Here is a 24,207-nt window from a genome sequence, read left to right as displayed (position 1 = left end):
GGCGTCAATTATTTTTCCCGGACGCATAAACCGGTCGTTATTGGGCCGCGACGGGTGGTTGGCGGGCCTTCTTGGCCTGCTCCGCGCGGTAGCTTGGAACGTTCAGCTCCAGGATCACGCAGTGATGCACCAGCCGGTCGATCGCCGCCGCCGTCATCATCGCGTCCTTGAAGATCGACTCCCAACCCGAGAACGCCAGATTGCTCGAGAGCATCACGCTCCCGCGCTCGTAACGCTCGGCAAGTAGGCTGAAGAGGACCTCGATCTCATCTCGACCCTGCTGCACGTAGCCCAAGTCGTCCAGGATTAACACGTCGTAGCGTGAGAGGCTCTTGAAGTAACGGCTCAGCTTCAGGTCACGCTTCGCCGCCAAGAGATCCTGCACCATCAGCCCGCAGTTCCGGAAATAGACCCTCCGTCCCGAACGAATCAACTCCTGTCCGATCGCTGATAAAACATGCGTCTTCCCGCTCCCGGGGTTGCCGAACGCCAGGACGTTCTCGCAACGGTCGGCGAACGATCCATCCAGCAGCGCCCTCACTTGTTGGACCACCTTCGGCGGCAGTCGCTTCAGGTCCAATGACTCCAGGCCTTTGCCCGGCGGCAGCCGCGACTCCCTCAGGAGACGCTCGATCCGATGGCCTCGCCGGGCCTCGCGCTCCCGTTCCGTCAGCTCGAGCAGGTAGCGATCATAGCTGTGCGATTCCTGCTGTGCCTGTCGCGCCAACTCCTCGAAACTGCCTCGCATCGTCGGCAGGTGGAGTTCCTTGAGATGGGCGATCAGTCGTGCCTTCAGGTCCGTCGTACTGGGATCCATGCTCCTCCCTTGGCTCCAAGAGCCGATCATACATCGCCAAATCTACACTAAATATTGTGACGTCGGTCACCGCGGGGAGCCGCCGGCCCTCGCGGGCGAGATCGGCCACCGCATCACCGTCGAACGGCCGCTCTCGATCGAGCAAGGATCGCAGCGCCTCGTCCACGAGTCCCTCCCCCTCCTTCGCCGCCAGATGGAGGATCGTCAGGTACTCCTTGACCACGCCGCCCGGCCGCCAGCCCTTCCAAGGCGTCGTAGGCCATCCGGAATCGGCTGGTAGGGAACATCGCATCGCGGTAGCGGTATTCCTCGAACGCCCCGGGCTTGCGTACCAGCCAATCGATGACGTGGCGGTACTCGATGCGGTGCTTGCCGCGTCCCCGCAGTCGAGGGATGCGGTCCACCAGGCGGGCCCCGTGCCAGATCTCCAAGGACTCCAGGCCGATGTGGACGTCGACCTGCTCGCCGATCAGGCGGCTCGGCAGCGAGTAGGCGTTGCCGCCGACGTGGATCGTGCTGCCCGAATCGACCCGCGCCTTGACCCGTCGGCTCATCTCCAGCCGCCTCGTCGGCAACGGACGAAGGGCGGCTTGCTCCTCAGCGAATCGACCCTTTCGGTTGGTGTTGCGACCGGACATGAGCTTGCGGAGGAATGCCTGATAGTCGCCACGGCTGGCGAAGTCGCGCCCCCCTCGCAGCAGGAGGGCCTGGTCGACGGCCTGCTTGAAGCGATGGTGACTCTGCTCGACGTCACCGTTCTGGTTGACCTTCCGTGGCTGGATCGCCTGGGCCTCGAGCCCATAATGGGCGATGAGGGCCTGGTATTTCCGCGTGAATGTCTCGGCGTCCGAATCATTGTTGATCGCTGCGGACAAGCGATCGGTGCGATGCCGCTTGGGGACCCCTCCCAGTTCCCATAAGGCGTTCTGTAGCCCTTCGCTGAGGCTCTCGAAGCTCTCCAAGAAGCAGGTCGTGCCGGTCTCCCAGTTGGAGTAGGTGAGCACGAAGTGATAGATCAGATGGTCGAACGGCTCACTCGCGATGGTGACGCCGAGTCCCCCATGTGAGTAAAGTCGCTCTCGGCGAGGCGTGCGGGTTCGTGGATCTGTCCGAAGAACACCTCCTTTGGAGGCCCTTCAAGGGCCCGCCATCGTTTGATCCGCCGTTGTAGGGTCCGGAGTTGGACATCGGGGAAACGCCCCGGGAAACGGCGCTGCAGGTCGAGGAAAAGGGTCTTGGCCTGGAGTCCGGGGTTGAGCCGAAGCCGATCCTCGAGCTCAGGCCAGACCTCCTGAAACGGATCCTCCCGAGTCCGCCAGGAGTGAGGGACGCGGCGTTGGCTGGGGAGCAAGTCCGAGTCGCGATACTTGCGTGCGGTCTTCTCGTCGATGTCGGCCTTGTCGGCGGCGTTGGCCAGAGTCGATTCGGTTGGGACAGCCTACCAGGGGTCAGGAGCCGGGAATTCTAATTGACGTTGACCGGGAAAAATAATTGTCGCCGATCACCTGACTCCTCGAAGAGGCTTGAAACCATGGAGCTCGACCACCACGGGCAGCCTCTCACTTGGGAAGGGGGCGCCGAAGTCGAGGGACCGGGGCGTTCGCGCCCGATCACCTATTTACGAACGGCCTCTCTTGCGCGGGCTGCGATCTTGGCCAGCGCCGTCCTCCTGATGCTCCCCGGCGCGTGGGGGAACTCGGTCACGGTCGTCGAGTTCGCGCAACTGCCGGCCGGCCTGGCCGCCTGGCAAAGTGGGATGCTTAGCACCTATCGCGTATGCGGGCCTTTCAGTAAGCTCCTCTACGCCTTCCCGGCCTATGCGGCGGGCGCCCGGGTCGGATATCCCGCTTCGTTCGACGCCGAGCTCGTGAGCCGTCGAGAATGGGAACTCGGGCGACTCTTCCAGGTGCAGGCTTCGAAGGCATACTTGAATATCTATCGCGGCTCGCGCCTCCTCCCGATCCTCCTGACGGTTCTGGGAGGCTGCCTGGTCTGCGAGTGGTCGACGGGGTTGTTCGGGACCTGGCCCGGCCTCATCTCGCTCGCCACCTGGTGCTGGCTGCCGCCGGTCCTGGGGCACGGCGCCCTGGTCACCTCCGACATGCCCTCGGCCGTGCTCACGCTCCTGGCCGCCCGGACGTTCTTCTGGTTCCTTCTCCGTCCCAAGGGGTCGACTGCATTCCTGGCGGGCGTAGCACTCGGGCTCGCGCAGGCGACCAAGTTTACGATGCTGGTCCTCGACCCCTGCTGGGTCGTCATTCTCGTGATCCGGGCCCTTCTGTCTCCCGCCTTGTTACCGGACGATCCTTCGAGGCGGCGCGAATCCCCGCTCCGGTGGGGGGTGTTCGGGTTGGTGATGTTGGCGACCAGCGTCCTCGTGATCGATGCGTCGTACGGGTTCCGGGAAGTCGGCTCGCCTTTGTCGGAATGGCGCTCGGGGCAATCCTCGCTGGCCGAGAGCCCGAAGCGGCTCGGCGAGTGGTGGGCCACCGCCTGGCTCCTGCGAGCCCCCCTGCCCGTCCCGCTGGAACTCGTCCGAGGGATCGACATCCAATTGGCGGATACCGAGCGGTTGCAGTCCGCCTACCTGCTCGGGCGGAGCGAACTCGGAGGCTGGTGGTATTGGTACGCGGCCGCGTTCCTGCTGAAGGTCCCCCTCCCGACTTTGGCGCTCTTCACCCTCGCCCTCGTCCGACTCCTCTGCGTCCGCCGGAGAAACTCGGCCGTGTCGTGCGCGATCCTCTGCGTGCTGATACCGGCGATCGAGGTGGCCCTCGCCATCTCAGCGACGACGGGAACAGGGTCGAACGCCGCGTTCCGCTACCTTCTGCCGAGCCTCGGGCTCTTGTGCGTCATCGCCGGCTGCGCCTGGAACCCGACGAGCAAGCTCGGCCGCGCCGTCACGGTAGTTCTCCTGGGTTGGATGCTGCTGGATGCCGTCGCCGCCTCGCCTGATTACATCGGGGCGCAGAACGAGGCTGCTTGGGTTTGGGCCCGCCAAGCGGGCCGGCCGGCGTTGATCGGCGACAGCCTCGACTGGGGGCAGGATCTGGCCCGGCTCAGCTCGTGGGTCTCGCGGCACTCGGCCGAGGGGCCCACCCAGTTGTGTGTCGTCGGATCGGGTGATACGGAACCTTACGGGTTAGGTCCGCCGTTGGCCCTGCCGAGTCAGCCCACGGAATCGGGGCCGAAGGCCGAGTACCTAGCGGTCAGCGAAGGCATCCTCTTCGGAGATCGAATCACGAGCGATGCCCACATCGAAGGGGCTCGCCCCGTGTTGGCCCCCGGCCTCCTCCTGAAACTCCGACGCCTCCCCTCCATCGAACGCGTCGGCAGGACCATCCGTATCTATCGGATGATCGATGTGATTCCCGCATCGACCGACATCGCGAGAAACCCGTCTTTTCCTTCGAGGTGAGGCACGGGGGGCTACGTCCTCGATCGGGTCGCCTGGGACTTCCTCGATCCCGGCGAAACCTTACCCATGTCTGTTCTCCTCAAGGCAAAGCGCGGGGCGGGCCATTCGATCCATGGCTTCCCACAGGACTGCGACCGACTCGACTCGGCCGGGCCGACGATTACGCGACGGTTAACGTGATGTTTGAGGCTAGCCGGGCGATCTTTCTAGGTACGCCGACTCGGGAATTCATATATGGTTTCAAATGGTAAATATTCGTCGCGCGAGGATTTTACCACAAAAGGTACAATGGACACGAAGAGGAGGAGCCGGAGAGAGACAATCCTCCCTGGACCTGCTTCGATGGTTCTTTGTGTCCTCTGCCTTTGTGGTGAAGCCTTCTTCCGGATCGGGCTTGGTGGGGATCAGCGAGGGGAGTCAATGAAACGCCCTGTCGGCACGCTCAGCCACCGGGGTGGGTTCGTCGGACCTCTTCCAGCAGTGTTTCGTACTGATCGGGATGCCATGGCAGGCCATACTCCAGCCCGACGTCCATGAGCATCCCATATTGATAGGGCTCGACCTTCCAGACCGGTGCACGCCCGATCGTCTCGATCGCACGGCGCTGATCCGGCGTTAGTTCCTCAGGCGTTACTCGGCGGAACCCCGTCCTGGGATCGGTCCCGAGCGCTTCCGGGTCCGGGAAGACGAGGTTCAGGAGGGCCTTGAAGACCTCGGCTCCGCTCCAAGGGTTCTCCACCAACTCGGCGGCCCGGTACATGGCGACGAGGACGGCCTCGGCCGGCTCCGGCTTCACGACCATTATCGCTGCGCTCGCGTGGGCGATGGGGCCGAGCCAATGCCAGCCGACCAGGTCCGGAGCATCAGGGGTCTGGACCGCCTCGAGCAGGACGTCGAGGCATTGCGCTGGAGCGGACTTCCCCAGGATCACGGCCAGCGAGATCGCGGCGGCCAACTTCACCGAAGGCGATTGATTGGGCGACAGGCGGGCAAGCAGGGTGGGAGTGTCCGACTCGTCGTTCTGGTAATGGGCGAGGATGCCCACGCTGAGGAGGGCGTTCGCAAGTTCCGTCGGTCCGGATTCGCGATCGGGGACGTCTCGCACGATTTTCAACGACTCCGGCGCGGCCTCCGGAAACCACGCCAGGGCCTTCACGGCCGCAGTCCTGACGTCTGCGTCCGAGGCTTTGGTCAGGCTCTGGAAGAGGTCGACTCGCCGGATCACGGCCTCGTAGGCGTCCCTCTGCCACAGCGCGATACGACCGGGTTCGTAGTCGTCTTCCTCCTCGGGTCCCGAAGCCCGGATCCGCTCGATCTCTTCCGGTCCGCCCAGGGATTCGATCTCGGCGAAGCGTTGGGCAGGGTCGAACCCAAGCGGGACGTGCCATTCGGGATACCCGATGGCGAGGTTCACCAGCAGTTGGATGAGCCGGACGCTCTCCACGGCGTCTGGAGACTCGAGCAACTCGAACAGGAACGGGACGGCCGGGGTGCTGGCCCGGTATCGCGACCCTTGATGGCAGATGTTCCCTTCGAGTTGATCGAACGCCTCTTTGCGGATCTTGGCGTCGTCTGACGCCAGTCCGCGAATCCAGCCGGGGACTTCGCCGGCGGGGCCATAGGCGTGGGTTAACTGCTCCCAGTCGATTTCGTCCAGCCCTTCGAACATGGCGATGCTCCTCGACTGATCGAAGTGGATTCGCTTGGAACAAGCTCGCCCGACCTCAACAGGTCCAGGATGGTCCTCGGCCATTCGTCACGGCCGGCATGGGCCAGTGGAATCTCGCCGTTCCGATCAGGGCCATGTTGCATCACCGGGGGGGGGCGGTTAAGCACGTCAGGATATGGCGGGAGAACCTCGGCCGCAAGGGCGTGGTTGCAGTTGAGCCATTCGCATCGATCGAGCCACAGTCCTCTTCATTCCCAGCAATGCCTTTGGTTTTATCCTAACGCCGAGTGATGTCGACCTTGAACTGGCTCAGAATCAGGGCGAGGACGAGGGCAAGAGCAATTAGAGGCCCGGACATCAAGGCTCCGACCCACGCCCCCAACACGGGAGCCATGTTATCGCCGCTTTCTTCGAGGGTTCTCAACTGGGTCGGCGACGCCATGACGATCCACTGCAGAAGGCTTCGAGGCGCCACGATCGACGCGAAGGTCGCCAGCCCGAGAATGATCCCGAGGGTGACTCCGAAGGTCTCCAGGAAGGCTCCTCGTTCCATTCGGATCTTGAAACGGAATCGCTTGGAGATCACGAGGTAAAGCACCACGAGCAGCGTGTCGAAGAGGGGCATTAATCCGACGAGGAGAATGATCGTTTCGGCATCGGTGAACAGTGAATCGTAGGTCCGCAGAGCGACGAGGTTGAGGGCGGCCAGGACGACCAGCCAGAGGAGAAATGAGACACGAAACATCAGGCTCTCCCTTGGAGAAGACGTTGATGGAGGCTCGCCAAAGCATCTATCCCAATGGTTATCGAGTCGATGATAATGAGCCGAGTCAAGCTTGGGAGTGGTGTTCAAGAAATCTCGTAGATTCGCCAGGCCGAGTGATCGCGGAGTGGATCGACTTTGGAGCATCCTGAGGCGAGTCCTCCTGGCAACGCGCCCAAGCCCAAGATTCCGTGGGGTTGCTTGGTCGTGCTCCTTGTCATCGCGATCCCTGTTGTCCTCGTCTCCAGGATGATCTCCCCCTCGGACTGGGTTGACGTTACCGTCGGACCTCTTCCCGACGGCTACGAAAACTTCTGCCTGATCGCCGAGGACTCCGAGGGCATCAGCGCACTCCCTTGGTATCACGCCAAGATCATTCCATTCGCGGAAGATCCGTTCCTTGGCGGGACCCTGGGCGGGGGATTCTGGGACCCCGACCACGACGGAGTCATCCTTGCCAGCGTCCAATGGAGAGACGCGAGGAGGTACGGTGTCCTGATACACCGTCGCGACGGCCAATGGCAACTCCAGTGGCTCGGCCCCGGAGATGTGCGACGGCCTTCCCTCCTGAGACATGTCTTCGGCGGTGGCAAGGCTGAGATGCGTCTGCCTGCACGAGGCCGTGCGCTGGTCCCATCCCGGCAACTCCTGGAGCAACTTGGCCTGTCCCCCGCATCGGTCGGCCGGACGATCTGATTCCGACATTGCGCGTCGAGGTTGTTCTGCCGATTCCAAGGATCTCACCGGCCGAGTCGGAATTCTGGAACCATCGGGCCTTCTCGGAAGGCTACTTGGAACATTCAATCGCCTGGGGTGGGACGCGGGGCCGTCGAGGCGGCCCGCGGCGTCATCGTGTCGACCCGGTGATTGCAGGGTATCCAAACCGAACTGGGGACCGATCGTGACAACCTACACACGTGCCGCCGTCCTGAAGGATCTGGGGACACTCCACGATCACGGGGTCCTGGTCAATCTGAACGACGGGGAGTTGCTCGAACGATTCCTGGCCAGGAGTGGCGAACCCTCGGAGAGGGCGTTCGCGACCCTCCTCGGGCGGCACGGGCCGATGGTCCTTCGTGTCTGCCAGAACGTCCTGCTTGACCCGCACGACGTCGAGGATGCGTTCCAGGCCACGTTCCTGGTCCTGGTGCGAAAGGCCTGGTCGATCCGCAAGCGAGACTCCTGCGGGAGCTGGCTCCACGGCGTGGCCAGGCGCGCGGCCGCCGCGATCCGGACGGCGGCGAGCCGGCGGAGGGACCATGAGCGGAAAGGTGTCCTGATGGTCGCGAGTGATGCCTCGCAAGATCACGAGTGGCCGGACGAGTTGCCCGGCCTGATCGACGAGGAGCTTGGTCGACTTGGAGTCGACCACCGGTCGGCGCTCGTGCTCTGCTATCTCGAAGGCTTTACCTGCGAAGAGGCGGCGCACCAACTGGGGTGGCCCGTCGGGACGGTCAAGAGCCGATTGGCCCGAGGTCGCGAGCGTCTGCGGAGCCGCCTGCTCCGCCGAGGGATCACGCCGGCCCTGGCCCTGGCGGCGAGCGAAGCCGGTGCCCCGGCCAAGCTCGCCGTGGCGGCAGCCCTCGAGGCCAGGCTCCTCGAACAAGCCACCAAATTGGGGATCTCTGGGGCGACCGTTGCCGGGCTGTCGCCAAGGATCGCAACCCTGGTGCGGGCGGAATTGGCGCGAGGGGGGGTGATCCGAGCCCTTCGGGTCGGCGTGGTCCCGCTCATGATCGGCGCGGCACTCGCGGTGACCGTGGCGCGGTCGACCACCATGGCAACGGGTCCGGTTCCCGATGCGGCCCATGCTGCACCGATCCCGAACCCGGTCAAACCCTCGACCGTACACGTCAAGGTCGTCGACCCGCAGGGGAAGGGCCTTCCGGGGGCGGCAATCACGGTGTTCCTATCCAAGGACCGGGTCCTCAAGGTCAAGACCGACGACGGCGGGCTGATCGTGCTCGACAAGCTGGGGGTCGACGATTTCTTCTCGTTGCTGGTGCGCGGAAGTGATGCAGTGACCGGATACACCCACTACGGCCGCGTCCCCCTGCCGGCGGGGACCGCCGATCGGCCGTTGGTGCTGACCCTCGCACCCTCGTCGCACAAGGTCACCGGGTCGGTCGTCGATAGGAAGGGCCAGCCGATCCCCGGGGTTCGTGTCATAGGGAGTGGGCTGAACTACGATGAGTCGAACCTGTACGTGTCGCGCGGACAACTCGAAGAGGAGGGCTTCCCACTCGGGAGTTCCTTGACCGATCAACAGGGGCGATTCACTCTCGCCATCCCTGCCCGGGCTGAACTGCCCATCCTCTTCCTTCATCCTCGATTCGTGAGTCGCCGGTTCGCTATCTCCGAGGACGATCTGACGATCGATCCCATTGCGCTACAGCCAGCGGGTCGGATCACCGGGCGGGTCGTCGATGCGGTCACCGGGGCTGCGGTCGCCGGCGCCAAGGTGGGTAGCCAACTCCTCGAATCTCCGCACGAGAGCACCGGAGAAATCCAGAACGCCACCAGTGACCTCCAGGGCCGATTCACCATCGATGGACTTGAGTCGGGTGTCTACGACGTGATCATCGCGGGTGTCCCCGGGCGCCCAAAGGCTACGGCTCGGGCGATGGTCGGGGTGCGTATCCGAAGTGAAAAGGACACGTCGGTCGATCTCTCCGTGTTCGACGGAATCCCGCTCCGAGGTGTGGTGGTCGACCCCACGACCGGCCGGCCGCTCCACAATGTCTTGGTCTCCTGCAACGGGCCGGCGAATCCCGCTCGGAACAATTTCGGCGCCACTCGCATCAGCGACGAACGTGGGGAGTTCACGTTCTTCGTCGCCCCCGGAGAAAATATGATTTATGTATCATTCGATTATGATTCCAAAAAGTTGAGCAGCCGTCTCGGTCGGGCGAGCGTATCCGTCCCGGAGAGAGGGACATTGCCGCCGATCCGCCTCCTGGGGCCTATCCCTGTGCACCCTCCCGTGGCTTTGGAAGCGATCCACAAGGAGCGAGTCAGCACGGTCGAGACATCAGTCTCGCGGAAGGTCGGTAGCTACCGGATCCGGGGGAATTTCCGAGGTCCCAAGCCTGCCGGGGGGAGGACGGTGGTTGGACGAGTTCTCGACACCGATGGCCGTCCGGTCGTCGGCGTCTCCGTCCGGTCGATCGTCGTCAAGAAGACCATCGGGAAGAACATCTGGTCGCTGGAAAACCGAAAAGTGAGCACGGTCGTCAGCGACCAGCAGGGTGTGTTCGTCGCGAAGGACCTCCCCCGTGAGGAAGTCCAGATGGAGGCGATACGATCCGAACAGTGGCGTGAGACTCAAAAACTGACCGAGATCGTTCCGGTCGGCCGAACGACCGTCGATTTCCACTTCGGTCCAGCCCCTGCCGACCCACATCCGAGTCAGCCGGCACCGGCGGTCGACGAGCCGATCCCCGCCGCGCTCAGGGACCGATTGAGCTTCGTCGACCTCGGCCCCCGTGCCAACGAATTCCTGGCCGACGGGCCGGGAGGTCGGGGTGATGACCTGAATCGCCTGTTGCAGGGCGTCCATGCGCACGGCAATACCTACTTCCGTATCGGGGAGAAGCTGATCCACCTTCGTTCTCAGGCCGGCCAGGTCCTGCCCGAGACGATCTCATCCATCGCGGTCGGCGCCCAGGCGGATCGGGTTCGTATCCTCCATTCGGCGCGTGGGATTGTGCCCAACGGCACCGAGGTCGCCTTTTACACCGTGCACTACACCGATGGGACCTCGGAACGCATCCCCGCTGTCTACGGCCGAAATCTGGGGCATTGGACGAGCTCCAAATCTCAACCCCTCGTGGCCCCCACAGACGCCTCGGTCGCCTGGACCGGTTCCAACGACTGGGGCGATCGGAGGACAGGACATGACATGAAAATCCATCTGTTCGAATTGACCTGGGCGAACCCTCATCCACAGCGCGTCATCGCGACGATCGACGCCACCTCGACCACTGCCACGAGCGAGCTTGTCCTCGTCGGGATCACCCTGGAACGGACCTCGGCCCATTGAGAAAAGAGTTAAGTTATAATAAATGGTCACATATTTTAAGTGCGAGAGATTTTCAGTCGACGTAGGTAACGTTTGGATAGTAAATCGATGAGATCTTTTACGAGCGATTCGCATTCGCAAGAGCCGCCCGGCCGGAATGGTGCCGGGAGATGCTCTCGGCTTTGAGGGAAGCCGAGGGAGACAGGAGGTTGACCACCGGCCGGGGGGTCGGTCATGATTTTGCGAACAGGACGTACGCTGACCCGAAGTTCCGGGATTGGCCGCGGACCGATCGACGGCTGCGCCGGTCGGACGGGGTGGCCGGACAGAGGGCCGCCCCTTTCCCGCTTCTCGGGATCGTGGGCGGATAAGCCGAACGGCGAATGCGACGATCCCTCCCCGTTCGGGAGACGGAATGGACCGACCCTCCGAGAGTCAGGAGTCTGCGAACGTCGGCAAGCTCGACGTGGAGGGCGTGCCGTCGCATCGTTCTTTGCCGCCGGTGCTGCGCGGGCTCCTGAGCGGCACGGTCTGGCTGGCGGTCCAGGTCCCGCTCCAGATCGGCTTCTCGTTCTGGTCGCTCTGGTTGATTGTCGGCGCGATCGGGCCGGACCTGGCGGGGGCCTATCGCTTTGCCGTCGGGTTCGGTTTCCTTCAACTTCTCCTGGACTTCGGTGCGGGCTCGGCCTTGCACCGGCAGGTCTCGGACGCCTGGACGCGCGGTGATCGGGCAGGGGTGGAACGGTCGGTTGCGTGTGGGATGAATTTCTACGCGGCGACATCCCTGGTGCAGGCGGTCCTCCTCCTGGCTATTGCCTACCTGGCCTTGCCCTATACCAAGTTCGATGAGGCGTCGTCCCGGCTCGTCGTCCGCTTGCTCTGGCTCCAGGCGGTCTCGGCCCCGAGCTTCGGGCTCGCGGCGGTGGTCTCGGGGGTGCTCCAGGCGGCCCGCCGGTATGACTTCGTCCCGCGGTTCGAGCTGGCGATCACCGTCATGCGGTTCTTCGTGCTGGTCGTCGGGGTGAAGGCCGGCGTCGATTTCTTCTGGGTGGTCGCCGCCCAGATGGCCGGCGTGGCGACCCTCCGGGTCGGGCCGGCCCTCTGGGTCATGATCCATGAGCTGGGGTTCGTGCCCCGGTTCCGGGGCGCGACGGCGGCCGACTACAAGGCACTCGGCCGATTCAGCCTGTACCTGGCGATGATCCAGGTCAGCGTGGTCCTGGCCGACAAGGTCGATACGACGATCCTCGGGTTCGTCCTCAACAACCCGGGGCCGCACATCGCCGCCTATGACGTGGTGAGCAAGCCGTTCCTGCTGCTCCGGCAGTCGGGAGCGATGCTGGCCTCCTTGGTTATGCCGGCCGTCGCGAGCCTGTCGGCCGCGGGCGACCTGGCGGGGCTCGAACGGCTCAAATATGACGGGACCCGCCTCTATATCGCCGCGCTCGCGCCGGTGGGGCTCCTGGCCTGGATCGACGCGGGGCCGTTCCTGTCGCTCTGGTTCGGTCGCCGCCTGGGCTACGACGCGGCCGAGCTGGCCCCGTTGATGAGGATGTTCTTGATCGCCGCGATCCCGCTGGCGCTGGCGGTGCCGGTGCAGATCGCGATCGGCACCGGCAGGGTCCGTGTCATCGCACTGTCGGCGTTGGCCGGGGCGTTCGTCAACCTGCCGATCAGTTGCTACCTCGCGACTCGGCTCGGCGTCGCCGGTGTGATCTGGGGCACGATTTTGACGACGCTCGTCTCCAACCTCTTTGTGCCGGGCGTCTATCTCTTCGGTGCATTGGGGATTGAAGCTCGGGCTTTCATCGGACGGACCTTGAAAGCGCCGATGGCGGGCGCGGCCGCGTTGATCACGGCGAGCTGGACCCTGCGGGCCTTCATGCCGGTCGCCGCCCCTTCGGCCGGATTGTGGTGGCTCATCTCGACCCTGTCCCTCCACCTTGGGGTCGGCATCCTCGCCTATGTCGGAGGATACCTGCTCGTGCCCGTGGGTCGACGCGACCTGGCCCGGCTCATGGTGTTGTCCCGCCGTTGACGGGCGTCTCTGTTCCGAGCCAATGCGATCGGAGCGGCAGGCCTAACCCCAATCAATGTGAGGCATGAACGGTGATTTTGCGCGATAGAAGCCCCCATATTTTGCTTTGAGACTTGGACGTCGAGCCGTTTGAATGCCTTCGATCCGGGCGGATGCCCGTGGGCCGGGGGCGAGGTTTCGAGGTTCCGTCCACGAGATCCCGGCCTGGAGGAATCGCCCAATCGGCGAAAAATAGTGTACGTCCGTTGACTTTTCGCCGATGTTTGGTTCCAATCCCCCGAAGATGGTGTTTGTCGGGGAGTGATGCCCGCGATATGCGAGGAGAGCAAGATGACCAAGATGATGACCTGCTTGTGGTTCGACCGAGGCAAGGCTCGCGAGGCGGCCGAGTTTTACGCGAGCGTGTTCCCCGACAGCCGGGTCGTGAAGGTGAACGCCTCCGCCGTGGACATCCCGTCGGCGAACGTGGGCGAGGACCTCACGGTCGAGTTCACCGTCCTGGGCCAGCCTTACGTCGGCCTGAACGCAGGCCCGAATTTCAAGCCGAACCAGTCGGTCAGTTTTATGGTCCTGACCGAGGACCAGGAAGAGACCGACCGTTACTGGGCTGCGATCGTCGACAATGGCGGCCAGGAGTTCGCTTGCGGCTGGTGCAAGGATCGCTGGGGCTTCTGCTGGCAGATCACGCCGCGCGTGCTGCTCGAGGCGACGACCGACCCCGACCGGGCTACCGCCAAACGCGCGATGGAAGCGATGATGACGATGAAGAAGATCGACATCGCCGCGATCGAGTCCGCGCGTCGAGGCGAAGGCTGATTCCTCTTGCCAGGGAGGGCCGTTTCGTGAAAACAAACGACTTTCGAGAACTGGCCCTTGGATTCGACGACGCCGAGGAGGGCGCGCACATGGGCACGCCCGACTTCCGTGTCGGCGGTCACATCTTCGCAACCCTCGCCCATGAGCATCTCGGGCTAGGCAACCTGATGCTGTCCCCCGAGATCCAGCAAACGCTGATCGCCGAGGCCCCGGAGGTCTTCCACCCCGTCTCCGGTGGTTGGGGACGACGGGGCGTGACGCACGTCCGGCTGGCGGAGGCGAACCCGGAGCAGTTGCTCAAAGGGCTCCAACTCGCCTGGGAGTTGCGAGTCAACAAGAACGAGCAATCGCGCAGGCGTAGGAAGCGTGGTTGAGGGCACTATTCCCATCGCCTTTGCGCCGGGATGGCCCAAGGATCCCGTGATACGGCCGGAATCTCTATTCCCGCACGAAGGATGTCGCCTTGGCGATGGTGTCCTTTGTGCGGATGTCAGAGATCGTCAACTGCGCCAGTCTGCGACATGTGTGGATCGACTTGGTTTCTCCGGCCTGCGTCCCATCCGTGGCTGATCTCAGTGGGGGCGCTTGTCGGACAGGACGTTGGCGGTCGCGAAGGCGTCGAGGACGCCGGAGCGGCCGGGGTGGATGGCTTCGAGTCCGAGGCGGGACTGGTCGCCGTAGGAGAGCCGCTGGCTGCTGCCGACGAGGACGACGAGCCGCTGTTGGCCCTCGCGGAGGCCGATGAGCTCCTCGGTGGTGGCGAGGTCGCGCTGCGGCAGGTGCGGTAGCGCCGAGCGGAGGATGAATCGGAGCCGGCCGCCGGGGGGCGGGCCTTCGTCGGGAGAGCGGAACGGGTCGGGGCTGACGACGGCCACCATGTCGAACGGACGCTCGCGGTCGCGGCGGAGGATCATCGAGCGGAGCATCAACAGGTCGTTGGTCTCGTCGTGGCGGAACCAGACCTCGTGGGCCCCCGCGGCCACGGTGACGCTCAGGACGGCGGCGAGGTAGCCCCCCAGGACCTGGCGCTGGCGGTCGTCGCGACGACGCGCCCAGCGGTCGAGCCCTCGGGTGAATACGATCGCGATCACGAGCAGGTCGAGCGCGAGGTGGAGGCCCAGCACGGTGTTCGAGTCGGCCCGGCGGTGCATGAGGTCGGTGACGGCGTTCTGCAAGGTCGTGCTGAGTTGCCAGGCGATCGAGACGGCCGTCGCCGGGGCGAGCCACGTCAGGGTCCGAATCGGGATCCGGCGCGAGGCCAGGTCCGAGATTGCCCGGGCGGCCAGGAGGTTCAACGGCACGAGCAGGAACAGCCCGATCCCCGGCCGGGGGCCGCTCGGCAGGAGCGTCGGGGCCAGCATCGCGGTGGCCAGCCACATCACCCAGAAGACCCCGCCGACGACCTGCGGGTCGTTGTTCTCGTCGGTCAGGGCCAGACGGATCGCACGGACGGCGGCGTAGAGCCCCAGGGGCAGGGTCGCCGGCGCCAGGTTGATCAGGCGGCTGAGGAGCCCCCGAGGATCCTGATCCCTCGGGTCGAAGGGCGCGAAGAGCGCCGAGACGGCCTCGTATCCGTAGGCGTTGAAGATCCGGGCGTGCCAGGGGGCGGCGACCACCACCGCGATCATCAACGCGAACGCACCGGCCGCCAGGCTCGGGTTGGTCCGCCAGGCGAGCCACCACCGCGAGGCCCGCTCGCCCGGGGGCGAGCCGGCGCGGAGGTAGGCCTGGTGGAGCAGGATCACCGGGAGGGTCATCAGCCCGAAGGCCCCCACCGACATCAACGCCAGGCCGAGCGCGAGTCCCCCCGCCACCGCCCAGGAGGCCGATCCCCCCCATCCCCAGAGGCGCGTCGACTCGGAATCGGCGCGGAGGTGCCGGCCGTAGCAGAGCAAGGCCGCCAACGTCCCCGCGAGGCCCAGGGTTGTGGGCGTCGCCTGCTGCATCTGGATCAAGAGGTTGCGGTTGAACCCGATCAGGATCGCCGCGACGAGGCCAAGGCCCGGCCCGTGCCAGAGCCGGCCGTGGAGGTAGACGAGGACGACCACCAACGCCCCCGCCACGTAGCTGGGCAGGACGCTGGCGCGGGGGTCGCGGTCGGGGCTCAAGGCCATCCCGATCGCCTCGAGCCAGGCGTAGAGCGGGGGTTGCATCGCCACCCTGCGGAACGCCCAGGCTTCCGGCCCCGACTTCACGTCTTCAACCGCCGGGACCTGGTCGACGACCAGACCGTCGAGCACCGCGAGCCCGCGGAGCCCCCACCAGGGGCCGGGGGGCGTCAGGTCCCAACTGGTCAGCCCGTAGAGGCCCGGCAGGACCGCGACCAGCACGACGAGCGGAAAGAACATCGCCGACCGAGGAGCCGGTCGGAGCAGAGGGCGGGCCGGGGTGACCGTCCCCTCGAGCCTGGTCCGAATGTCGCCTCGCGGCCTCGCGGCCAGCCTTGGCTCCATGCCACCCCATCCTTCAAAATGCGGTTGCAAGTCAAGTTCCCTTCCCTGACCGACAAGGCCGACCTTACCATAACGCGCCGGATCGGGGGAGACGAGGTTGCAATGGAAGCCGGGCCCGTCCCCCCCCTGCTCCGGCGTTTGGGGTCCAGGGCGCGCCGGCCGCACCTTAACCGGCGCACGAGGAGCACGGACGCAAATGATGCCGAACGACCAGGGCCGGCCTCGGCCGAGGGGCGGTCGGGCCGCGTTGGCCTTCCTCATCGTCGGGCTCCCGGCCTGGACGGCCTGCGCCCTGAACCTCGACGCCGGCCGAATCGGGCTGGTGCTCGACGACGGGATCTACCTCGCCTCGGCGCAAGCCCTGCGCGACGGCGAAGGTTATGGTCTGTCGAGCCGTCCCGGCTCGCCCCCTCCCAAGTATCCCGTCGGACTCCCGGCGGCGATCGCGCTGGCGCTCCGGCTCGCGCCTGGCGAGGCGACGCTGGCGCGGGATGTCGCCGTGGCTCGTGGGGTGGTTCTCGCCTCCGGCTGGGTGTTCGCCCTCGCCGCGTTCGCCTGGCTCAGACGTCTCCGGCTCGCCCCTTGTCTCTCGGCCTTGATCGTCCTGGCGACCCTCTTCCACCACGTCGCTCTCGTCGGCTGTGCGAGCACGATCTTCGCCGACCTGCCCTTCTGTGCCGTCAGCTACCTCCTCCTGATGCGCTGGGCGGCCCCGGGTCGGGTCCGAGATCCTTTGCGACGGGCCTTCGGCGACGGGTTGCTCGCGGGGGCGGCGATCCTCCTTCGAAGCAATGGCATCACGCTGGTGATCGCCTCGCTCGCGGCGTCGGCGCTCGGGCCGAGGCGTCCGGTGCGATTGGCGTGTTGCGTGGCCGGGTTGGCGACGATCCTCCTACCCGCTTCGGCCGGTTTCGAGCGGCACGAGCGTCGGGTCCCTTCGGGCGACTATACCCTCGAGCTTCGCGCCGGGTGGTCTTCGGTCGCCTCGGGGCTCAGGATCCTCGGAGAGAGCACCCGGGCGATGGCGCTCCGGTTCCCGAGCGATGTCGTGCTGCCCAACCTGGCGTATACGGCCCCGGTCGGCCGCCTCGCGTCTGCGTATCCTTCGGCCGCGTTCGCCGTCCGGATCGGCGTCTCCGCCCTGGTGGTCCTCGGGGCCTTACGACTCGCACGGGCCAGCCGGCGTCGCGACCGGCCGACCTGGCTCCACGTCGGGGGGACGCTGGCGATTTTCGCCGTCTGGCCCTGGACGATGCTGCTTGACCGGTTCCTCCTCGGCCTCTTCCCGATGACCTTGCTGGCGTTCGGCGTGGGGGTAGGGGACTTCGCCCGACGCTTGGGGGCCGGGCGTTGGTCCCGTCGCCGGCTGACGGCACTTGCGCTGGCCCTGGCATTTGCGGGGAGCCTGAGCGTCGCGATCCGATCGGTGATGGTCGCGCGCTCGGGCGGGACGCATCGGCGAGGCTCCGCAAACCTCGAAAGCCTTGCCCCTGCCCTCGAGCACGTGCGGACGAATCTCGAGCCTGATGCCGTCGTCGCCGCGGGTTGGCCGGAGACCGTCTTCCTCGACACCGGCCGTCAGGCCGTCCCCCTGGTGGAAGACGATGACGTGCTGGTCGGCCGATTCGGGCGTCGGGACCGGCTCCTGCTCTGGATGACCGAGTGCCGCGGGCGTCCCTTCTATCTCCTGATCCGCGACCTCGCCGAAGATCCCGCCGGCATCGAAGAACGCCAGGCCGCCGCCCTCGCCGCCGACCCGAGTCTCGTCCTACGCCTCGTCTTCCGCACCCCCGACGGCCGCTATCGCATCGAGGCCGTCACCCGGCGCTGACCGTTGGGACACTCGTCGCTGAATTCTCGTCGGGAGATCTCTTCACCACAAAGGCACGAAGGCACAAAGGGAGGATTTCGAGAGGATGAATCCCTCTCGAGCTTCTTCTGTGATTGCTTTGTGTCTTTGTGTCTTTGTGGTGAAGAGATCTCCCGGCGAGGCCGACCGGACAGGGCCGGTTGGTCGTCCGCGATGAGTCTCGATTTTCCTGTCCACAAGCCGGCCGGTTGCTGCGGTTACTACTGGCCCGTGAGGATATGGGATTCACGAACCGGTCGTCCCCATCCGAGGTCGAAATCGCCGATGTCTCGCCCCGACTTCGTCTACGAAACGATCGTCGCGCCGATCGAGGATCGCATGATCCGCTCGATCTGGAGGGTCACGCGGAACGCCCAGGACGCCGAGGACGCGATGCAGGACGCGCTCGTGGCGATCTGGACGCGCCGGGGTCGGATCGGGCGGCATGCGGCCCCCCAGGCGCTCGTCCTGAGGATGTGCGTCGACGCCGCGTGCGACGTCGTGCGACGCCGGTCTCGCCACCGACGCCGCGATCACCACGACTCGGAGGATCCCGCCGACCGGCTCGTCGACGGGGCACGGTCCCCTTGGGAAGAACTCGTCCAGGAGGAGCTCTCCCGCGAGATCCTCGCGGCCGTCAATCGGCTCTGTCGGAGCCAGACCCTGGCCTTCACGTTGCGCGTGCTCGAAGGGCTGGCCTACGAGCAGGTCGCCGCGGCGATGAACTGCTCCGAGGCGACGGTCCGGAAGCACCTGGAACGCGCCCGGGGACACCTACGAATTGCGTTGTCGAAGCACGAACCCCACCGAAACACGAGGACTTGATCATGAGCCATTCGGACGACGACATGCTCGACGAGCCGATCCGCAAGGGCGTCCTGCCCTCGGCGGTCCCCCCCGAGGTGGAACGACGCCTGCGATCTCAACTGGCCGGCTTCCGGGCTCGGCTCGAGGCCGCGGTGGAGCCGATCTCCAACACCCGTCCCCGACCTTGGGCACGCCCGACCTGGCGGAGGGCTGGCCTCGGGTGTGCCGCGGCCGTCGTGCTTGTGGTGGTCGTCGGCGTTCTCGTGCGGCCCCGGACGAGCCTGGCCGAGGTCGCCGGCGCCATGCTCGCGCAGCCCTGGGTCCACTCGAGGAGCATCGATTCGGATCAACGTGTGTCGGAATTCTGGTATTCGCCCTCGAGGGATATTTCGGCGACGCGGGGGCCGGGGTCGATCGAGTTCGACGACTTCCGGGTCGAGGTCTACCACTCCTACAACCCTGAGGAGGGCGTGGTCTACCGCGGGCCGATCGTCTGGCGGTCCCAGGCCAATCGGTTCGACTCCATGGCCGAGTCGTTGAAGGTCCTCCTCCGGGGCGAGAACCCGCCCGATAAGCCACTCGCCAATCTCCGCTTCCTCGGCCCCGGCCGAGGTGCGATGAAGGTGCTCGACCAGCGTGTGGAGAAGGTTGTCGAGCCGGCGCACACCTGGCTCGACTATCACCTGACGGTCAAGTACCCCGACATGGACCAACCGCTCGGGATGCTGTTCCGGGTCGACGCCGCCACCAAACTGCCGCAACTGTCTCGCATCGAACAACGGCGCGACGGCAAGTCCTCAAGCTTGGAGACCCGCTACGACTATCCCGAGACCGGCCCCGTGGATCTCTATGCCCTGGGAGTGCCGAAGACGGCCAAGCTCGTCGACCGCGTGCCGGCGGGCGACCTCGACCGGGTCTGGAAGACGCTCCAGGCCGGCCGGGAACGCATGGACAACTACCGCACCGTCTTCGTCCAGCACATCGAGGGGCTTGATTATCAGTGGTGGAGGGACACGCCGATCGTCTTCTACCGCAAGGGGAACAAGTTTCGCGCGGATTACGTGAGCGGCTCGATCGGCGACGAGTCGAAGCTCCAGAAGCCCGCCGACGGTGAAGACCTTCGCAAATGGTGGTTCGAGCGCACGAAATCCTACCGATTCTACACCCAGTACGTGCTCCGCGACTCGATCCTCTACTCCTCGAACACGAAGATGGTCAAGGATGCCGACGGCTCTCCGCATCAGGAGATCGAGTCGGTCCAGGAAACCCGGTTCAGCTTCGCGCCCGGCGAGACCTTTCCGTCGGAGTACGTGATGCGTCCGGAGTTCACCTGCCGCCCCCCCCTGGGCCTCGGCCACCAGCATCTCGAGCCCCGACTCGACCTGCACCCCGCCGAAGGCCCCCCCGGCTGCTTCCTCCTGAGCATCGGCCATACCTCGAAGGAGAACCGAGTGAACGACAAGGGGATCGGGATCCCCGACGGCTACCGCTACTGGCTCGATCCCCAACGCGACGACATCATCGTCCGCTGGGAGATGGCCATGCGCGACGACAACGGCAAGGAAACCATCATCAGCAACCACACCATCGAAGAGACCGCCCGCTCGCCCCAGGGCGTCTGGTACGCGACCAAGGTCCGCCTCAAAAGGGCCAGTCGCGACAAGGACGGTAAGTCGTTCGACCAGGTCTATCACATGTACGTCGACTTCGACGTGAAGCTCGACGACTCGTTCTTCGAACCACCGACCCCGGGTCGGATCGAATGACCGGGGACTTCGATCTCCCCGACCTTAACTTCATAGCGGGGCCCTGGACCGGCGGCCGCCTCGGCTCTCCTCCCAACAATGCCGCTAACGGGCTCGCCTCCGAAATCTGTCCTTCGAGTCCAAGCCGAAATACGTCGGGCCTGACGTACGTCAATTTCGACGTACGTCAGGCCCGACGTATTCTCATCAAGTTCCATGGACCTTCGCTCGCCGCGCTCCAAAATCGCCAGAGGCTCACATCTTGCTTCCATAGCCCAGTGGGAACGAGATCCGTCTCGGTTTCAATTCCTGCCAGGATGTTTGCTTTTCGCGACGGGTGGCCGATAATCACGGTCCCGACGTTTTTGCGTCGACGCAGGGTTGTGGCCGGCGTTGCAGGGCAACGGCCGGGGCTGACTCCTTTTGCTTCACGGCTTCGCGGGTGTTCGGCGAGGGACGATGGGCCCTCGGCTGCCCAGTTGCGGGGTCGTCGGGCTGCATTTCCACGATCGGGGCGGGCAAGGTCGTGAGGGGACGATTCGACCGCGCGCCGAGGGGCGTGGCGGTGCGGTCGACGAGCGTGTGGGATGGGGGTTTGAACTTATGGGGCCTCGGATCTTGGCCTTGGGGGAGCTGTTGTGGGACCTCCTGCCGGGGGGGGCCCAGCCGGGGGGGGCGCCGGCGAATTATGCGATTCATTGTCGGGGGCTGGGGGCGGAGGCCCGGCTGGTGACGCGGGTCGGGGACGATGCGCGGGGGAAGGAGCTGCTCGAGTGGCTGGGGGAGCACGGGCTGGACTTGGATACGATCCAGGTTGATTCGGAGCGGCCGACGGGGACGGTCTCGGTGTCGCTCTCGGACGACGGGCAGCCGACGTACGTCATCCACGAAGGGGTCGCCTGGGATCGGATCGCCCTCGACGGGTCGGCGCTCGAGGCTGTCCGCGACGTCGACGCGATTTGCTTCGGGAGCCTCGCCCAGCGGTCGCCGGTCTCGCATGCGACGATCCGCGCGCTAGTCATGGCTTCGCCGCCGGAGGCCCTGCGGATCTTCGACGTCAACCTCCGGCCGCCGTATGACTCGCCGGAGGTGGTCGAGGAGTCGCTCGCGCTGGCGAATGTGGTCAAGGTCAACGACCTGGAGCTCGAGCGCCTGGCCGAATGGTTCGGGCTTGGCGGGACGGTGCGCGAGCAGGTCGAGGAGATGGCCCGACGGTTTGCGCTGCGTTTGGTGGCCGTGACGCGAGGGGCGGGCGGGAGTTTGCTGTTCGGCGGGGGCCGGTGGAGCGAGCATCCGGGCTTCTCGGTCGAGCTCGCCGACACGGTCGGCGCGGGTGACGCATTTACGGCGGCCCTGACCCTCGGCTGGCTCGCAGGACGGCCCCTCGACCTCATCAACGCCTGGGCCAACGCCGTCGGCGCTTATGTCTGTTCGAGGTCCGGGGGGACCCCGCCGCTCGCTCCTTCGATCGTCCGGAGCATCGCCGAGGGGTTGGAAGCGCCCCCGGCCTCGCCCGAGTTTCTCCTCACCTGAATCGTTGAAGGTTGTCTCATGAGATATGCAAGATCCTTCGGGATGCTCTCGTGCTTGGGGCTGCTGGTCGTCTCGACCGCCCGGGCCGAAGATCGTCCCGACGTCGTGTTCGCGGACTTCGAGTCGACGTCGTATGCCCCCTGGCAGGCGGATGGGACCGCTTTCGGGGAGGGGCCGGCGTCGGGCGCACTCCCCGGGCAGATGGCGGTCGGCGGGTTCCGCGGGAATCGCCTGGTGAACAGCTTCCACGGCGGCGATACCACGACGGGCACGCTCACGTCCCCCGAGTTCCGGGTCGATCGGCGCTACATCAACGGTCTGATCGGTGGGGGCGGCTTCGCGGGGACGACCTGCGTTAACCTCCTCGTTGACGGCAAGGTCGTCCGGACGGCCGTCGGCCCGAACACCGAGCCCGGCGGCAGCGAAGAGCTCGTGACGATGTCCTGGGACGTCGCCGACCTCGCGGGCAAGACCGCCAAGGTCCAGGTCGTCGACCGGGCGACCGGGGGCTGGGGTCATATCAACGTCGACCAGATTGTTCTCTCCGACAAGAAGGCCTCGGGGGTGCTCGGGACCGCGTCCCGCGAGCTCGTCGCCCGGGGCCGATACCTGCACATCCCCGTCCGTCGGGGGGCACCGAAGAGGACGGTCACTGTTAGCGCAGGGGGACGCGAGGAGCAGACGTTCTCGGTCGAGCTGGCCGAAGGAGCTCCCGAGTGGTGGGCTTATCTGGATATCTCCGCATGGCGGGGACGTCCCCTGGTCGTCCGGGTGTCCCGCGTCCCCGAGGACTCGAATCTCCTCGCCAGCCTGGAGCAAGGCGACTCGATCCGAGGCACCGAGGACCTCTACCGCGAGCCGCTCCGGCCGCAGTTGCATTTCTCGCCGCTGCGCGGCTGGACCAACGACCCGAACGGGCTCGTCTACCTGAACGGGGAGTATCACCTGTACTTCCAGCACAACCCGTACGGGTGGGACTGGGGGAACATGCACTGGGGGCACGCGGTCAGCCGAGACCTCGTCCACTGGGACGAGCGCGGCGAGGCGCTTTATCCGGACTCGTTCGGCCCGATGTTCTCCGGGAGCGCCGTGGTCGATTGGAAGAACACCAGCGGCCTGGGACGCGGGGGAGCGGCCCCCCTCCTGCTCTTCTACACGGCGGCCGGGAACCCGACCGTCCAGTGCCTCGCCTCGAGCACGGACGGCGGCAAGACGGTGGTCAAGTATGACGGGAACCCGATCGTCGGGCAGTATACGCCGGGCAACCGCGACCCCAAGGTCCTCTGGCACGAGCCGACCGGGCGCTGGGTGATGACGCTCTACGTCGAGCGCGGTGGCAAGCACACGATCCAGTTCCTCAGCTCGACCGACGCGATCCACTGGAAGGACGAGAGTGCGATCGACGGCTTCTTCGAGTGCCCGGACCTCTTCCCCCTCCGGGTCGACGGCGACCCCGCCCGGACGCTCTGGGTACTGACCGCAGCCGACAGCGGTTACATGCTCGGCGCGTTCGACGGCAAGCGGTTCACCCCCGAGACGCCGAAGCTCCCCGGCCAGCGCGGGCGGGGGTTCTACGCGGCCCAGACCTACAGCGACGTCCCCGTCTCGGACGGCCGCCGCCTCCAGTTCGGCTGGCTCCAGGCGCCCTCACCGGGGATGTCGTTCAACCAGTGCATGTCGCTCCCTCTTGAGCTGACCTTGCGCTCCACGCCCGAAGGTCCGCGGCTCGCCTGGCAGCCCGCGAAAGAGCTCGAGGCGCTCCGCGCCCAGTCGCACAACTTCGGGCCGCTGACCCTCGACCCGAAGACGCCGAAGTCGCTCGATGCCGTCCGAGGCGAGTTGCTCGAGGTCCGCGCCGAGTTCGAGGCCCCCGAGGACGGCGATGTTCGGTTCGACGTCCGGGGCATCCCGGTCGCCTACCTCGCCAAGTCGCGCGAGATCGAGGTGAACGGGCACAAGGCCCCCGCGCCGACGCGAGACGGCAAGGTCCGGCTGGCCCTCTACACCGACCGGACGTCCATCGAGGTCTTCGTCGGCGACGGCCTGACCTACGTCCCCATGCCCGTGATCGCGAAGCCCGAGGCCCTGACTGTCTCCGTGCGACGCGAAGGGGAACCCGTCCGGTTCACGACACTCGATGTCCATGCCCTGAAGTCGATCTGGGGGGGCCGATCCGCCCGGTAAGCAAGCAGGGTGCATCTTCTCGGAACCGCCGCATTCTCCGGGGCCATCGTCCATAAGTTGGGCGATGGCCCCGCGTGTTTCGGCCTGGTTTCCT

15 protein-coding genes and 1 pseudogene are annotated in these 24,207 nt (G+C 65.7%); 11 read left to right on the top strand and 5 right to left on the bottom strand.

Features of this window, described 5'->3' with window-relative positions; genetic code table 11:
• Positions 1 to 37: 37 nt before the first annotated feature.
• Positions 38 to 817: an IS21-like element helper ATPase IstB gene (istB, locus tag ACYOEI_RS21895; protein WP_462851701.1), complete on the bottom strand. Its 780-nt coding sequence runs from the start codon at positions 815 to 817 to the stop codon at positions 38 to 40.
• Positions 818 to 833: 16 nt separating this feature from the next.
• A pseudogene (gene istA / locus ACYOEI_RS21890) lies at positions 834 to 2,234 on the bottom strand (IS21 family transposase); the annotation flags it as partial.
• A gap of 234 nt (positions 2,235 to 2,468) precedes the next feature.
• Between istA and ACYOEI_RS21885 the strand changes: the two are divergent.
• A complete protein-coding gene (locus ACYOEI_RS21885) occupies positions 2,469 to 4,235 on the top strand; it encodes an ArnT family glycosyltransferase (RefSeq protein ID WP_462851700.1) in 1,767 nt (588 codons plus the stop codon).
• 442 nt (positions 4,236 to 4,677) lie between these two features.
• Here ACYOEI_RS21885 and ACYOEI_RS21880 read toward each other — a convergent pair whose 3' ends face one another.
• Positions 4,678 to 5,904 (bottom strand): HEAT repeat domain-containing protein, encoded by a 1,227-nt coding sequence (locus ACYOEI_RS21880; RefSeq protein ID WP_462851699.1) that lies wholly within the window; start codon positions 5,902 to 5,904, stop codon positions 4,678 to 4,680.
• Positions 5,905 to 6,181: 277 nt separating this feature from the next.
• The gene (locus ACYOEI_RS21875; protein WP_462851698.1) at positions 6,182 to 6,649 is read right to left on the bottom strand and encodes a hypothetical protein; all 468 of its coding nucleotides are present in this window, start codon (positions 6,647 to 6,649) and stop codon (positions 6,182 to 6,184) included.
• Between the two features lie 225 nt (positions 6,650 to 6,874).
• Here ACYOEI_RS21875 and ACYOEI_RS21870 point away from each other — a divergent pair, with 225 nt between their 5' ends.
• From ACYOEI_RS21870 to ACYOEI_RS21850, 5 genes are all read left to right on the top strand, one after another.
• Positions 6,875 to 7,363 (top strand): hypothetical protein, encoded by a 489-nt coding sequence (locus ACYOEI_RS21870; RefSeq protein ID WP_462851697.1) that lies wholly within the window; start codon positions 6,875 to 6,877, stop codon positions 7,361 to 7,363.
• Positions 7,364 to 7,568: 205 nt separating this feature from the next.
• Positions 7,569 to 10,709 (top strand): sigma-70 family RNA polymerase sigma factor, encoded by a 3,141-nt coding sequence (locus ACYOEI_RS21865; protein WP_462851696.1) that lies wholly within the window; start codon positions 7,569 to 7,571, stop codon positions 10,707 to 10,709.
• A gap of 394 nt (positions 10,710 to 11,103) precedes the next feature.
• Positions 11,104 to 12,726, top strand: coding sequence for a polysaccharide biosynthesis protein (locus ACYOEI_RS21860; RefSeq protein WP_462851695.1), 1,623 nt, complete (start codon positions 11,104 to 11,106; stop codon positions 12,724 to 12,726).
• A gap of 330 nt (positions 12,727 to 13,056) precedes the next feature.
• Positions 13,057 to 13,542, top strand: coding sequence for a VOC family protein (locus ACYOEI_RS21855; RefSeq protein ID WP_462851694.1), 486 nt, complete (start codon positions 13,057 to 13,059; stop codon positions 13,540 to 13,542).
• Positions 13,543 to 13,568: 26 nt separating this feature from the next.
• Entirely contained in the window at positions 13,569 to 13,916 is a 348-nt protein-coding gene (locus tag ACYOEI_RS21850) for an MmcQ/YjbR family DNA-binding protein (RefSeq protein WP_462851693.1), read from the top strand.
• A 198-nt stretch (positions 13,917 to 14,114) separates the two neighbouring features.
• On the opposite strand, the gene ACYOEI_RS21845 is transcribed toward ACYOEI_RS21850, so the two are convergent.
• On the bottom strand, positions 14,115 to 15,995 hold the full coding sequence (locus ACYOEI_RS21845) for a glycosyltransferase family 39 protein (protein ID WP_462851692.1): 1,881 nt from the start codon (positions 15,993 to 15,995) through the stop codon (positions 14,115 to 14,117).
• A gap of 196 nt (positions 15,996 to 16,191) precedes the next feature.
• On the opposite strand from ACYOEI_RS21845, the gene ACYOEI_RS21840 reads away from it, so the two are divergent.
• From ACYOEI_RS21840 to ACYOEI_RS21820, 5 genes are all read left to right on the top strand, one after another.
• Positions 16,192 to 17,826: a hypothetical protein gene (locus ACYOEI_RS21840; RefSeq protein ID WP_462851691.1), complete on the top strand. Its 1,635-nt coding sequence runs from the start codon at positions 16,192 to 16,194 to the stop codon at positions 17,824 to 17,826.
• Positions 17,827 to 18,129: 303 nt separating this feature from the next.
• A complete protein-coding gene (locus ACYOEI_RS21835; protein ID WP_462851690.1) occupies positions 18,130 to 18,669 on the top strand; it encodes an RNA polymerase sigma factor in 540 nt (179 codons plus the stop codon).
• 2 nt (positions 18,670 to 18,671) lie between these two features.
• On the top strand, positions 18,672 to 20,417 hold the full coding sequence (locus tag ACYOEI_RS21830; protein ID WP_462851689.1) for a hypothetical protein: 1,746 nt from the start codon (positions 18,672 to 18,674) through the stop codon (positions 20,415 to 20,417).
• Positions 20,418 to 20,855: 438 nt separating this feature from the next.
• On the top strand, positions 20,856 to 21,929 hold the full coding sequence (locus ACYOEI_RS21825; protein ID WP_462851688.1) for a carbohydrate kinase family protein: 1,074 nt from the start codon (positions 20,856 to 20,858) through the stop codon (positions 21,927 to 21,929).
• An 18-nt stretch (positions 21,930 to 21,947) separates the two neighbouring features.
• Positions 21,948 to 24,113: a glycoside hydrolase family 32 protein gene (locus ACYOEI_RS21820; RefSeq protein WP_462851687.1), complete on the top strand. Its 2,166-nt coding sequence runs from the start codon at positions 21,948 to 21,950 to the stop codon at positions 24,111 to 24,113.
• Positions 24,114 to 24,207 lie beyond the last annotated feature (94 nt).

The sequence above is a fragment of the Singulisphaera rosea genome (genome assembly GCF_054877945.1).
The sequence above is the reverse complement of the archived record's forward strand: the minus strand, read 5'-3'. Positions and strand labels throughout refer to the sequence as shown.